This window comes from Planktothrix agardhii, assembly GCF_904830935.1.
Classification (GTDB): Bacteria; Cyanobacteriota; Cyanobacteriia; order Cyanobacteriales; family Microcoleaceae; genus Planktothrix; species Planktothrix agardhii.
Map to the genome: position 1 here is coordinate 3,194,014 of NZ_LR882952.1, position 12,982 is coordinate 3,206,995.

Consider the following 12,982-nt stretch of genomic DNA (forward strand, 5'->3'; position numbering starts at 1 on the left):
GAATTTTCTCTTGATCAATCTCTACTTAACTGTTAATTTTATTCAGGACTTGTAAATTCTGCCAAGCTTGAATAAAATTACCCTGCATCAGTTGAGAAACCCCGGTTAAAATCTTAAATTCAGGTTGATTGGGGTTTAACTCTAAAGCTGGTTTTAAAGCCTGTTCTGCTAATTTTGCTTGTAAATTATACAGATAAACAAATCCTAAATAGGCGTGAGCATTGGGGTTTTTACTATCAAGTTGAGTCACTATTTTTAATGCTGCGATCGCACCTTCAGCATCCTGTTGTAAAACATTAGCCAAAGCCAAATTATAAGCAAAATCCAATCTATTAGGTTCCTGTTTTAAGCGATATTCTAACGCCTTTTCCGCTTGAATGGTATAATCTTGAGTCGGATCATATTGATTAATTCTTCCCACCTGAGCAAAAATCGGATCTAACCCCTTAATTCCTGCGGGTAAATTCACAATTAATAATCTTAACTGCGTCACTAAATCCAACTCAGGGGCGACCATAGGAGCAGCTTTAGGATCAATTTTCAAGGTGACATCAGGGGTATTAATATTATAGCTTTCCCCCGTTTCTCGGTTCAAATAAGTGGCTTCTAATTGATAATTTCCTGGGATCAGATTAACCAAAGGTAGCATCGCCATTCGTTCTATAACTTGATAACTTTGATCCGGTGCATCCCCATATAATTGTCCTGTTCCTATCCCATGATCATGAATCAAAACCGATAAACCTTTAGGGTTAGGGTTAGTTAATTTCCAATTTAAAATCACAATTCCCTGCTGTAATTCCTGTAACGATCCTCGCCATTGATAAGTAACTGGAACCGGAACCCCAGGAGGAGCTTGAGATGGAATTAAAACCCTTTCTAACTCTATTTTGGGAATCGATTCTTTTAGAGGTAAAACCTCTACAAAGGGGATTATTCTTTCATATAAATTTAAAAAACTATTATCCGGTAAAAGCCATTGTTTATTTAGCTTAAATTCGGGACTAATTTCTAAAGTTTGCATCGTCATTTCTTGAGCATCCTGAACCCGATCTACTGAGCCCTGTTGTCCGGTTTTAGTCACAAACCAAGACATTGATCGCACATCCTGTAAAACATGATTTTTATTCGTTCCCACCTGTCTCCCGTGAACCTGAGAACCTTTTAACGAACCATAATAGTTTAAATTATGTTGATTAATTTCTGGCGTTGAAGGTAATACTCCTAAATTGCTTTTTAAATAGGGTTGTGATGCAATCATAGCGCTAATTACTTGTTCATGGGGCCAAGGATTTCCTAAATAAACATGATGTTCATTTCCTGGGTTTAAAGTTCTAATTACTTGTCTAACTGGATAACTCCCAATTGGCCATAAATTAAACATCATTAATATTATTCCTAAACCCAAAGTTCCCCACCGAATTTGTCGCCCCCAAGATTGAGGAAATAAGGTTAAAAAATAGGCTAAAACAATTGCTAAAACTGGAAGTAAGGGCAAAGTATAGCGAAAATCCTTATTAATATTTAACGAAGAAATCAAATATCCTCCCCACCAAAATATCCCTAACCATTTTAAGGATATCCAGTTTAATTGTAATTTTGAGAAATGATCAAAGGGATGATGCTGTTGATCCCAAGATAAAGAATAGTGTTTAATAATATAGAATAAAAGACCAATAATCGGAATAATTAATAGGGGGAAAGAAACATGGGCGGGAAGTAATTTAAAATAATATGTCCAAGCATCTAAAGTATTTAAAGCCGGATCACCTTCGGCGATCGCAGAATCAAGAGTCGCTCTTTTTCCTGAAGTTAACATTAATAACCAATTAGTTCTCGCCCAAGGAAAAATAATCGCTATTGATAATAATAAGGCTGCGAATAATTGTAAAAAACGGTTCCACTGACGATGTTTTAACACTCCTATTGTTACCCATAATAGGGGAGTAAATAGGAAAAAAAGAGCCGTTTGTTTAGTCAAAAGAGCTAACCCAAAAGTCAACCCAAATAGAATAGCCCACCGCCAAGAATGAGTTAGTTTTTTATCGGAATTAGATAGACCAGAAAACCACCATAAAGTCAAGCTATAGAAACTTAATGTCACCATAGCAGTTAAGGGATAATCGAGCAAAAATTGTAACCGATGTTGATAAAGTCCTGGTAAAATAACGCATAACGCCGTTGCCCAAAATCCTACGGAACGATTAAATAATAATGTGCCTAAACCATAAACAGAAGCAAATAAAATAGCACTAAATAATAGATGAACCCCGTTAGTTTGATCCGGCCCTATTCCTAATAAATTCTGAAAGGGAATAGTTAATAAATAGGTCAACGGCGGAATTTTAGGGGACATCATCCACATCTGAGTCCACCAGTCCCCGGAAAACCATTGGGGATGTTGCCAAACTTGCCAATAATTTAACGCCTCATTCAGATAATCAGCCTGATCCCAAGCGGGAACAGACCGATCCATCCTAAACCATAGGCGATCGCTAACGGCCACCACCAGCCAAATTAAGCCAACCCCAATAAGCTCTGCGGGGGGTCTGTTGTGCTTCATCGTTGTACTTTCTAATAAGATTTGTGAACCCAACCCCGAGGGCCGAATCTCCAAAGTCAATTAATCACAGGGTTTGGAGACTAAACCCCTACAATAAAATACTATGACCGATGCCGATCGGAAAAAATTTCTTCACAGGGGGGGTTGCCAAACTCGATCAGATTTGCTAGATTAGTGAAAGTGAAAACAAGCCGGGATAGCTCAGTCGGTAGAGCAGAGGACTGAAAATCCTCGTGTCGGGAGTTCAAGTCTCCCTCCTGGCATTATCAAACACTAGACCGTTGCTGATTAACTCAGTTGCGGTCTAATTTTGTAATGGCGATAACGCCAATAATCTTTGAGAATCCGATCATGATCAAAACAGAGGTTTTGCGGGATTCTCCAGGGTTCAAAAAGTTCTAAATGTTTCGCATCATCGGCGGCTTGGGGTTCACCAATTGCTGTGGCTAAAAAAACCACACTGAGGGTATGTTGACGGGGATCTCGATTCGGATCGGAATATACATAAAATTGTTCAATTAATTCGATATCTAATCCCGTTTCTTCTTTTGCTTCCCGAATGGCGGCGGTTTCAACGGATTCTCCATAATCCACAAACCCCCCAGGAATTGCCCATCCAAAGGGCGGATTTTTGCGTTCAATTAATACAATCGGTCTAGCTGGGCGATCGCTTAATTCAATAATAATATCAACGGTGGGAGCAGGATTGCGATAATCAGTCATCAGTTATCAGTTATCAGTTATCAGTTATCAGTTTAAGAGTTTACAGTTTAATTCAAACCATAAGATTGAGGTTTTAAAATGGTGGGAATTTTTTCTAAGATTTGGGTAACAACCTGTTGAGGGACACCACCAGGATTAATTTTAATTTCGAGATCAGCTTGAGCATATAAAGATTGACGTTTTTCTAATAGAATTTGTAATTGTTGTAACGGGTCGGGATGTTGTAATAAGGGTCGAGTTTGATCTTCTTTTAAACGGTGATAGAGTTCTTCAACAGGAACATTAAGCCAAATAATCATTCCATGTCTGAGATAACTCCAATTCATTTGTTTAAGAATAATTCCTCCTCCTGTCGCCACCACAAATTTTTTATAGGCACAAATTTCCGATAAAACTTTAGACTCTAAATCTCTAAAAACATCTTCGCCTTCTGTAGCAAAAATATCAGTAATAGACCGATGGGTTGTTTGGCTAATTATGTCATCGGTATCCATGAATCGATACCCTAACTGTTTGGCTAATAATCCGCCAATGGTACTTTTCCCTGAACCCATCATCCCAATTAAATAAATATTGATTCCTTTTAATCGTTCTTGCAAAGTTATTAGATCTCCTGAGAAATTAGCCGTCAATTATATCATTTTATAGTTCAAATTTTCAACAGTAAATCTTAATTTTAGGGAAAATTAGGTTGATCCTCCTCATCTTCTAATCCCCAATCTTCTTGATCATAATTATTATGACTTTGAGGTTTAATATCATCTTGAATTTTTGTTTTAGGAGGCGGGGTAATAATTCGATAATCAGCATCATACACCGTTTCAACTTTCCCGACTCCGGTACTACTAGAATCTCGATCTTCGTAGGAATAGGCATAGGATGAATCCGAATCCGTTGCGGTTTGGGGTGATTTTTCTGGGGTTTCTCTCCCTTCTCGCTCCCAAGCAGGGTCAAAAGGTTTTACTTCTGTTTCCCAATCATCATCATCCGCAAAACGACTCCGACGGGGTTCGGGTTCAGAAGGACTCACGGAACTATGGGCCGTATAAACCGCTTCTGGAGTGGGTTCGACGGGTTCGGGAGTATAACCCCAAGAAGACTGATTAACAGGGTCTAGGGGCGGTTTAGCAACGGTTTCAGGGGATGTTTTAGAGGGAGAAAACGGTTTAACCTTCTGATGATTAATTTGAAATAAATTATGAATGATTAAATAGGTTAATATTCCCGCAGCGATCGCAATTAAAATCCAAACAGAAATAGGTAAAGTTGGCAATTGATTTCCTAAAAAAATCAAAGGTAAAGAGGGGGATAGATTTTGGATCGTAAAGATCGCCAAACCCCCCACCAGAATCAGTAAACTAATTAATTGTGTAATAGACATTTTACCAATTACGAATTATGAATTACGAATTTAAGAGGATGACGCAGATTAACACAGATTAAAATCCGTGAAATCCTCTTAAATCCGCGTTAAGATTTAGGAAAAATAGGGTTCGTCGTTATCCTCTGAGGCCTCACTACCACCACCGACCGCGACTAAATCAATTTGTTGACGATAGTAGTCTACACTTTTTACCTGGACTTCGACATTATCCCCTAGACGGTATTGGTTGCGATTTTTGCGACCGACTAAGGTTTGTTGACGAGAACGGTATTCATACCAGTCATCCTTGAGGGAGGAGACATGAACCAGTCCTTCCACCCGTAAAACCTTACCGCCGGGGGACTTCACCTCAATTTCCACAAAAAATCCATAGGACTGAACCCCGGTAATCAACCCAATGAAGTTTTGACCCGTGCGTTCCTTCATGAACCCGGTTTTCTTGAGTCCTTCTAAGTCCTCCTCCCCATCCACAGCCACGCTTTCCCGTTCACTCAAATGAATCACTAACTGGTTAAACTGACTTTCTAAGTCATGCTGAATTTCCGGGGGGAGCACATTCCAGGTAATTTTCCCATGACAGGAAGAATGGCCCAAATCCACCCCCTCCTTAGCCCGGGTGGAACGGCGATCGCGTCCTTCCTCAAATACGCTTTTGAGTACCCGCAAAATCTGTAAATCGCAATAGCGAGACAGAGGGGAAGTGCAATGGGTATAACAGGGAAGGGCCAAACCAAAATGAAGTTTAGCAGTGGTGCTATAAACCGCAGGTTTGAGAGTTTCCTCTAATAAATAACTCAAAACCCTTTCCGCCCGACTATTTGCCAATTCCTCCGTAAATTGTTGGAAGGTACTGGGTTCTACTTCTTCATCCTCATCCAAAAATAATTCCGTCCCCAAATGGGTTGCTAATTTCGCTAACTCCGAGACATCAGACGCTTCTGGAGGTGGTTGGACGCGGTAAATCGCCGGAACACCCAAAGTATGTAAATGACTCCCGACAATTTGATTCGCCAAAACCACCAATTCAGAAACCATCGCCCGGGCGGGAGATAAAGATGAGAGAACAATTGGCCCAAGTTCCCCTTCATCATTAAAATGACAATGACTATCGGGTAAATTTAGTTCAAAACTTCCCCGTTCTAAGCGAATTTGGCGTACCGCCCGACTTAGTTCCAAGAAATTTTCTAGGACATTCGCAAAAGGCGAGGGTTCACCATCGAGAATGGTCTGGGTTTGTTCAAAGCCGAGTTGATGATCAACCCGGATCACGCTGGGTTGGATCTCGTATTCCGTTACCCGTCCCGCCATATCGAGGGTGATCATAATTGAGATAGCCAATCGTTCCTCGTCGGGAACTAGAGCCAAGCGATCACCAGAAATGGTTTCGGGATAAATCGGAATTAATTTATCCGCTAAATGAATCGCCGTTCCCCGTTTGCGGGCTTCTCGGTCAAGATCACTATCGGGAAGAATATAATGGGCAGCATCAGCTAAATGAATCCCTAATTGCCAATGATCGGATTTTGTTTGTTCAATACTAAAGGCATGATCGATACAGGGTGGATGGTTCGGCCGTTCTGAATCCTTGAAAACCGAAAATTCAGGATTGCCTAAATCTGGTTGAAAACTAATCGTTAAAACATTGCGAATATCAACCCGATTTTTTAAGTCACTTTTTTTCGGGTTACGGTCAATCGCCTCCGCTTCCCGTAGGACTCCGGCGGGCCATTTGCGGGGTAAATCGTGTTTACAACAAACAATATCCAAATCATCGGCATCTTCGGCATCGGAACCGAGAATTTGGACAACGTGACCCAGGGGACGATGGACACCAATGGGATAACGCAGGACTTCGACATGAACTAAATGATCCACAGCCCCAGACAGTTCCGACGGATCATTAATTAGGTCTAATTCAAATAACAACCGATCATCTAAAGGAACCGCCCGATATCCGGTTTTGGATTGTTTAATTCTGGCTAAAACTGAAGGATTCGCCCGTTCTAAAATTACATAAACTTCTCCTTCGGGAGAACGGCGGCGACTGCCTTCTTTAATGATTCTAACCAGAACCCGATCGCCATTCCAAGCCGTACTTAGATGACTTTCCCGAATATAAACATCTTCGGCTCCTTCAGCATCTTGAATGGCAAAACAGAAGCCTTTACTGGAACATCGGAGTTTGGCTTCGACAATTCCTTCTTCGGGAACCCGACGATAGCGACCTTTATCTTTTTCCAGAATTCCAATTCTTTCCAAAGCATCCAAAGCAATCTGAAACTTTCGGAGACTTTCCTCGTCGGGGGCGAGTTTTTTCTCTAAAGCCTTGGGGGTGACTAATTTATCATCGGAAAAATAGGCTAATAGTGTAGCGATTGAAAATTCCATGTAGCGATTAATCCTCTTTTTGTCAGAATCAGGTTTTGGGTGTTAGGGATAGGATATTGGGTGTTAAACGGGTGAAGATTGAGCAAAGAAGTGATTTGGTGCTTTCCACACATCGGACACCCAACACCCAATCCCCAAAACCCCATCTTTAAAACACCTGGGGGGGAACTTCTCACGGGCTGATTGTACCAACCCCATAGGGACAGTGTTACAATCAAGGATGCACAAAAGCCGTCCGTTAGATATAGAGGCTACAGGCTAAACAGAGGAGACCCTAGTATCTATTCCCTTGGGCAATGCTAACTTCGAGCTTATGAAATAGCACCTAATGTTGATTCCCTTGGTGCTTGTGAGATAGGGTATAGAATTTGTGACGTTTAGCTTTGTGAATGACTAATCTTTAAGTATATCGTAGTTTGTTTAGGAATTATTTATTATGTTGGCTCAATTGCGATCGCGTTATCCGACGGCAAGTTTAATTTCTGAGTTACTCACCATTTACCTAGGAAAATATGTGGTACGGGCGGTGGTTGAAATCGACGGGGCGATCCTAACCACGGGATTAGCCGCCGCCGATACCGTTGAGTTAGCAGAGGATCAAGCCAAAAAACGGGCGATTCAATCCCTAGATATTGATACCACCCGACCCCAACCTTCTACCCCCAGGGAACCTTTAAAACCGACACCCATGGAACTCAAACCGGAAGTTGCGACGCCTGTTTCAGTTCCCGCAGCCTCTCCTAACCTTGAGAGTCCACCCCCCCTCGCTCCATCTTCTATCCCCGATCAAGATTCTGAGGGAATTCCCTCCGCGTCTCTCACCTCCGATGATTGGTTATCAGCCACCTATATTCAGCCCAAAACCGACAAGACCCCGGACAAGGATACGGAGAGCAAATCGTCCTCTGCTAAGGGTTCTAAAGGACGTAGTGCTTCCTTACCTCCGGTTCCTGCAAGTCCCGAAGTTATCCCCACCTATCCCGATGAACCCGAATTTAGCCAAGCCTCGGCGGGTTCTGGTCGTTCTTTCGAAACAACGGATTTTTCCTCGGATATTGCTAAAACGGATATTGAATTAAAGCGGCTACAATGGACGCAGGAACAAGGTCGCGCCCATTTACTCAAAACCTATGGGAAACGGTCTCGCCAGCATTTAACTGATAATGAATTATTGGATTTTCTGCACTATTTAGAGTCCATTTCCATACCGACCGAATCCCCCTAAAATCGGTTTTAGTCTCCCGTAATATGTACGACTAATTCCCGTGTTTGACGATGACGTCGATGTTCCCAGAGATAGATTCCTTGCCAGGTTCCTAATAGTAACCGTCCTTGGGAAATCGGAATTTCTTCAGAAGTATTGGTCAGAACAGTGCGAATATGGGCGGGCATATCATCGGCTCCTTCGGCATCATGAATATAATAATTGCCTTCGGGAACCAACTTAGATAAAAAGTTCTCTAAATCCCTCAAAACATCAGGATCAGCGTTTTCTTGGATAATTAAACTGGCGGAAGTATGACGTAAAAATAGATGGCAAATTCCGATTTTTATCCCAGAATTATTAACCACTTCCTGTACATAAGCCGTAATTGTAGAAAAGGATTTTCCACTGGTTTGTATTTCCAAAATTTCTTGATAATGCGCCATAATTTCACCCGTAGTAAGCCCTTCAGGGCTTAATTATCCTTAAATAATAAAGTCAACCCATAAGATAGTCAATCACAGATTGAGCGATCGCTTCATTCCCATTTTTATCTAAGGTTTCAGATAAACGGGGTTTGATCAAAGGTTGGTGTAGAAAATTCCAATCCTCTTGAAAAAATTCCGTCGCCTGAATAATCTGATGTGTCCCATAATTTTCTAACCATTCTAATAAAACCGGAGCTTCTGCAAATCCATCTCTGGTTAAAGAAACCACAGGAATATCTAACCGTAATGCCTCCGCAAAGGTACTATAACCGGGTTTAGAAATTACCTGACTACATAGGGGCATTAAATCCACCGGACGGAGATGGAAGGGATGGGAATTGTGATCGGGTAATTTCTGAGAATTACTAACTTGAATTAAATTGGGAAAGGGGGGTAAATGCTGATCAAATGTAATAAACGTATAATCCGATAACCGTTCAATATTATGATAGGGAATTGCCGATAATCCCAAACCACCAAAAGTTAATAATAGGGTTTTTTCGGGTGGGGTTTTAATCCCTAACTTTGCCCGGAGATAGTCTAAATCAAACCGAGGATTTCCCCCGGTTAAACCCACATCAATTTGATGGGGAAAAGCCGTCATCGGTTCATGGAGAGGAAGCCGAAACAGGCGATCGCATTGACTAAAACAACCGCAAATCCAATCTGCTAACTCCATAAATTCTTCCCCCAAATCTCGATAGATAAAATCCCAACCAAAATTACCCATCATCCAACAGGGAATCCCCGCAGCCTTAGCAATTTCCGTGGCAAGGGGAGAAATATCAGCTAAGATTAAATCAACTTTATTTTGTTTAATAAAACTCACTTCCCCAGCAATAATTGCCCGTTGCTGTTGACGGATTTGTTGCCATTGTTCCCGGGTTGCTGTATTATCCATCGTCAAACTATCCGACTGTACCACCCCCACATCAAAACCGCGAGGACGGATAATAAAATCTCCCTCCAAATAAGATTCTAATAACCATCGGGGAGCCGTTGTGACGAGAATTAATAACACATCAGGACAACGTTTTTGGATTTCATTGGCAACCGCAGAGGTTCTAACCGCATGACCAAATCCATGATTGGTAATTGCTAAATATACAGTAGGTCTTGACATTGTAAAAAAAATTTAGTTTGGATTAGATTAACAGAAATTCAATTTTGGTGATTTGATCAAATAATCATACTTAAGATAGATAAAAATTAAGCCAATTTTACCTACAGTCAATAAAATTAGAAACTAAAAATCCATGAAAGTATTGCTGATCTATCCTCAATTTCCCCAATCTTTCTGGTCTTATGATCGCTTCATGGAAATTGCTGGTCTAAAAGCAGTGATTCCACCGTTAGGTATTATTACAGTTGCAGCCCTGTTACCGCAAGACTGGGAGATGAGATTTCGCGATCGCAATGTCACCTGTGAAACCCAAGCCGACTGGGACTGGTGCGATCTGGTGATTCTTTCCGCCATGCTAGTGCAGAAACCTGACTTTGAAGCCTTAATTCAAAAAGCGGTGCGCCTGGGTAAAACCGTAGCCGTGGGTGGCCCCTATCCCACATCCGTCCCCCAAGACGCCCTCGACGCTGGGGCTGATTTCCTGATTCTTGATGAAGGGGAAATGACTATTCCCCTATTCCTAGAAGCCCTGAGTCAAGGTCAAACCCAGGGGATCTTTGGCTCCACTGAAAAGCCCGATGTTAGGCAAAGTCCGATCCCGCGTTTTGACCTGCTTCAGAGGGATAGCTATCTTATGATGGCGATGCAGTTTTCCCGAGGCTGTCCCTTCAACTGCGAATTTTGTGACATTATTTCCCTGTATGGCCGCAAACCCCGCACCAAAGAGCCGTCTCAGGCCCTAGGGGAGTTACAAACCCTCTATGATCTGGGGTGGCGTGGTTCTCTGTTTATTGTCGATGACAACTTTATTGGTAATCAGAAGAATGTTAAGTCCTTTCTGCGGGAATTGATTCCCTGGATGGAGCAACATAACCATCCCTTCACTTTTATTACCGAAGCCTCGGTCAATTTAGCCGAAGATGATGAACTCTTACAACTGATGGGGAAAGCGGGTTTTTATGCGGTTTTCTTGGGAATTGAAACCCCTGACCAAGATAGGCTGAAATTCACCCGCAAACAGCAGAATACCCGTAGTCCCTTATCCGAAGCCTGTCGTAAAATTAACCAGGCGGGGCTACTGATTTATGCCGGGTTTATCCTAGGTTTTGATGGAGAGAAGGCGGGCGCGGGCGATCGGATTCAAGCCTTTATTGAAGAAACCAGTATTCCGCAACCGATGCTGGGTATCCTTCAGGCTCTCCCCAATACGGCGCTTTGGGATCGGCTGAAACAAGAAAAACGCTTAATGGCGGGAAACGGCCATCCCACTGGCGACCAAAATACCCTGATGAATTTCATCCCGACTCGCCCCATGGCCGATATCGCCCAGGAGTATATCGAAGGGTTTTGGACATTATACGAGCCAGAAAATTATCTGCGTCGCTGTTTGCAACAATGTCTGAAAATTAACTGCTCCACAACTAAAAAACAAACCATGCAGTTTCCCCTGGGTAAAGGGTTAAGATTAGTAACCCAGGTGATCTGGCATCAGGGGATACGGCGGCCTGAGATTAGGGGACAGTTTTGGAGTCAACTGTGGATCATCCTCCAGAAAAAACCCCAACTGCTGAATCTGTATCTGGGGCTATGTGCAGCCGGGGAACATTTCTGGGAATATCGGGCCTTGGCCCGAGAAAGGATTAATCAACAGATGAATCTTCACCCCTTAGTAAGTCCTGAATAATTCAGAAATTGAATATACTATTAATTCAGGAAATGTACCGAATCATTAAAAAAGTAGGGTGCAGACGTTAATTTTAGTAACTGATGATCCCAGTTCCCAACTCTGGCAGGATGCTCATACTCAAATCCGGCAATATATGGCTTCGGTATTAGCTACCAAACCGGACTTTCAGGAAGTTCAGATTTTGAGGGCAACTGGGGGACAAATTGTTTTTTCTACTAATCCCAAATCCGAAGGTCAATATCGGGATCAAGAAAAATATTTTCAATCTGGTATTTACAAGACTTTTGTTCAAAATCTTTATATTTCATCTATTACAAATAAACTAAATTTAACGATCTCGACACCAATTAACGGAGATAATGCTGACATGATAAAATGAGCTAACGGAGTTTTTTGGATCAGCCGATAATGGGTCAGTTAACAATTTGAATTAATATTAAATCAATAATGTTATAAATCTAATTTCATCCTTTATGGTAAGTATAAGTTAATGAAAAATGAGCATCTTTCTGAAAAACAACTGTTAGATTATATCAGCCGACTTCGCCAAGATATAGAAACTCTTAAACAAGAAAAAGCTGATCTGGAAATTATATTAGAAGTTATCATTGATCACGGAGATTTAGTCGAAACTCAGTTACGCGAATCCCAGAAAAAACTCAAAGCCGAAATCGAACAACACTATTTAGCCCAACTCAAACTCGAAGCATCTCAAGAACATTTACAATCCTTAGTCACTTTATTAAGTCAGGGAAAAAATAACTTAGAGTTAATCCTAGAAACAACCATCGAACATAGTAATATTGTCGAAGAATCCTTACATTATGATAGTATTCATGATCCCCTAACCGGGTTATTTAATCGGAGATATTTAGATCTCGTATTACCCCAGGTATTCAAATCAGCCCAAAAAATACAAGAGTGTTTAAGTATTTTAATTGCGGATATTGATCATTTTAAGCAATTTAACGATAATTTCGGTCATAAAGCTGGAGATATTGTTTTAAAATTAGTCTCTCAAGCGGTACAAGGAGTGATGCGAACTTCTGATCTGGCTTATCGTTATGGGGGAGAAGAATTAGTCTTTATTTTACCCAATACAAATGTTGAAGTTGCTGAAATTATTGCGGAAGAAATACGTCAAAAGATTAAAAACTTACAGTATGAGTATTCCTATGATTTTTTAATAGGAGTAACTATATCAATTGGGGTCGCGGGGTTTCCTGAACATACCCAATCCTGTGATAATTTATTACAATTTGCAGACCAGGCATTATATCAAGCTAAAGCCCAGGGACGCGATCAGGTTGTTGTTATTAATCCTAATATGAATCAGCAATTTTAAATTGATATTTCCAGTAACTTTTTAACCACTTGCTAAGGATTATAATGGTAATTATTTTTGCTCATTTCATTTTTTTA

At 41.2% G+C, this 12,982-nt stretch carries 11 protein-coding genes and 1 tRNA gene; 5 read left to right on the forward strand and 7 right to left on the reverse strand.

Going from position 1 to position 12,982, the window contains the following annotated elements:
- Positions 1-25 precede the first annotated feature (25 nt).
- Positions 26-2,563 (reverse strand): phospholipid carrier-dependent glycosyltransferase, encoded by a 2,538-nt coding sequence (locus NMG88_RS14945; RefSeq protein ID WP_227397860.1) that lies wholly within the window; start codon positions 2,561-2,563, stop codon positions 26-28.
- A 190-nt stretch (positions 2,564-2,753) separates the two neighbouring features.
- On the opposite strand from NMG88_RS14945, the gene NMG88_RS14950 reads away from it, so the two are divergent.
- Positions 2,754-2,826 (forward strand) — tRNA-Phe (locus NMG88_RS14950).
- Positions 2,827-2,851: 25 nt separating this feature from the next.
- Here NMG88_RS14950 and NMG88_RS14955 read toward each other — a convergent pair.
- From NMG88_RS14955 to NMG88_RS14970, 4 genes are all read right to left on the reverse strand, one after another.
- Entirely contained in the window at positions 2,852-3,286 is a 435-nt protein-coding gene (locus NMG88_RS14955) for an NUDIX domain-containing protein (protein WP_042154381.1), read from the reverse strand.
- 47 nt (positions 3,287-3,333) lie between these two features.
- Entirely contained in the window at positions 3,334-3,885 is a 552-nt protein-coding gene (locus tag NMG88_RS14960) for a shikimate kinase (RefSeq protein WP_227365552.1), read from the reverse strand.
- A 77-nt stretch (positions 3,886-3,962) separates the two neighbouring features.
- Positions 3,963-4,667 carry an ABC transporter permease gene (locus tag NMG88_RS14965; RefSeq protein ID WP_026796540.1) on the reverse strand — a complete coding sequence of 235 codons (705 nt, stop codon included), beginning with the start codon at positions 4,665-4,667 and terminating at the stop codon, positions 3,963-3,965.
- A gap of 96 nt (positions 4,668-4,763) precedes the next feature.
- Positions 4,764-7,058 carry a ribonuclease R family protein gene (locus NMG88_RS14970; RefSeq protein WP_042154377.1) on the reverse strand — a complete coding sequence of 765 codons (2,295 nt, stop codon included), beginning with the start codon at positions 7,056-7,058 and terminating at the stop codon, positions 4,764-4,766.
- Positions 7,059-7,494: 436 nt separating this feature from the next.
- On the opposite strand from NMG88_RS14970, the gene NMG88_RS14975 reads away from it, so the two are divergent.
- Entirely contained in the window at positions 7,495-8,283 is a 789-nt protein-coding gene (locus NMG88_RS14975; protein WP_052369545.1) for a hypothetical protein, read from the forward strand.
- 8 nt (positions 8,284-8,291) lie between these two features.
- Here NMG88_RS14975 and NMG88_RS14980 read toward each other — a convergent pair whose 3' ends face one another.
- Together NMG88_RS14980 and NMG88_RS14985 are read right to left on the reverse strand one after the other, a co-directional pair.
- Positions 8,292-8,708, reverse strand: coding sequence for a secondary thiamine-phosphate synthase enzyme YjbQ (locus tag NMG88_RS14980; RefSeq protein ID WP_026787753.1), 417 nt, complete (start codon positions 8,706-8,708; stop codon positions 8,292-8,294).
- A gap of 52 nt (positions 8,709-8,760) precedes the next feature.
- Entirely contained in the window at positions 8,761-9,873 is a 1,113-nt protein-coding gene (locus NMG88_RS14985; protein ID WP_042154374.1) for a precorrin-6A/cobalt-precorrin-6A reductase family protein, read from the reverse strand.
- Between the two features lie 133 nt (positions 9,874-10,006).
- Here NMG88_RS14985 and NMG88_RS14990 point away from each other — a divergent pair, with 133 nt between their 5' ends.
- The 3 genes from NMG88_RS14990 (at position 10,007) to NMG88_RS15000 (ending at position 12,905) form a co-directional block, all read left to right on the forward strand.
- The gene (locus NMG88_RS14990) at positions 10,007-11,557 is read left to right on the forward strand and encodes a B12-binding domain-containing radical SAM protein (protein WP_227365553.1); all 1,551 of its coding nucleotides are present in this window, start codon (positions 10,007-10,009) and stop codon (positions 11,555-11,557) included.
- A gap of 58 nt (positions 11,558-11,615) precedes the next feature.
- Positions 11,616-11,939, forward strand: a complete 324-nt coding sequence (locus NMG88_RS14995) for a PDC sensor domain-containing protein (RefSeq protein WP_042154371.1) — start codon at positions 11,616-11,618, stop codon at positions 11,937-11,939.
- Positions 11,940-12,050: 111 nt separating this feature from the next.
- On the forward strand, positions 12,051-12,905 hold the full coding sequence (locus tag NMG88_RS15000) for a GGDEF domain-containing protein (RefSeq protein WP_042154369.1): 855 nt from the start codon (positions 12,051-12,053) through the stop codon (positions 12,903-12,905).
- Positions 12,906-12,982: the final 77 nt, after the last annotated feature.

What these genes read in the sequence shown, in the direction of transcription:
- NMG88_RS14970 (WP_042154377.1), bottom strand. Translation starts at nt 7,058, where the DNA reads ATGGAATTTTCAATCGCTACACTATTAGCCTATTTTTCCGATGATAAA.
- NMG88_RS14945 (WP_227397860.1), bottom strand. Translation starts at nt 2,563, where the DNA reads ATGAAGCACAACAGACCCCCCGCAGAGCTTATTGGGGTTGGCTTAATT.
- NMG88_RS14985 (WP_042154374.1), bottom strand. Translation starts at nt 9,873, where the DNA reads ATGTCAAGACCTACTGTATATTTAGCAATTACCAATCATGGATTTGGT.
- NMG88_RS14975 (WP_052369545.1), top strand. Translation starts at nt 7,495, where the DNA reads ATGTTGGCTCAATTGCGATCGCGTTATCCGACGGCAAGTTTAATTTCT.
- NMG88_RS14955 (WP_042154381.1), bottom strand. Translation starts at nt 3,286, where the DNA reads ATGACTGATTATCGCAATCCTGCTCCCACCGTTGATATTATTATTGAA.
- NMG88_RS14965 (WP_026796540.1), bottom strand. Translation starts at nt 4,667, where the DNA reads ATGTCTATTACACAATTAATTAGTTTACTGATTCTGGTGGGGGGTTTG.
- NMG88_RS15000 (WP_042154369.1), top strand. Translation starts at nt 12,051, where the DNA reads ATGAAAAATGAGCATCTTTCTGAAAAACAACTGTTAGATTATATCAGC.
- NMG88_RS14980 (WP_026787753.1), bottom strand. Translation starts at nt 8,708, where the DNA reads ATGGCGCATTATCAAGAAATTTTGGAAATACAAACCAGTGGAAAATCC.
- NMG88_RS14990 (WP_227365553.1), top strand. Translation starts at nt 10,007, where the DNA reads ATGAAAGTATTGCTGATCTATCCTCAATTTCCCCAATCTTTCTGGTCT.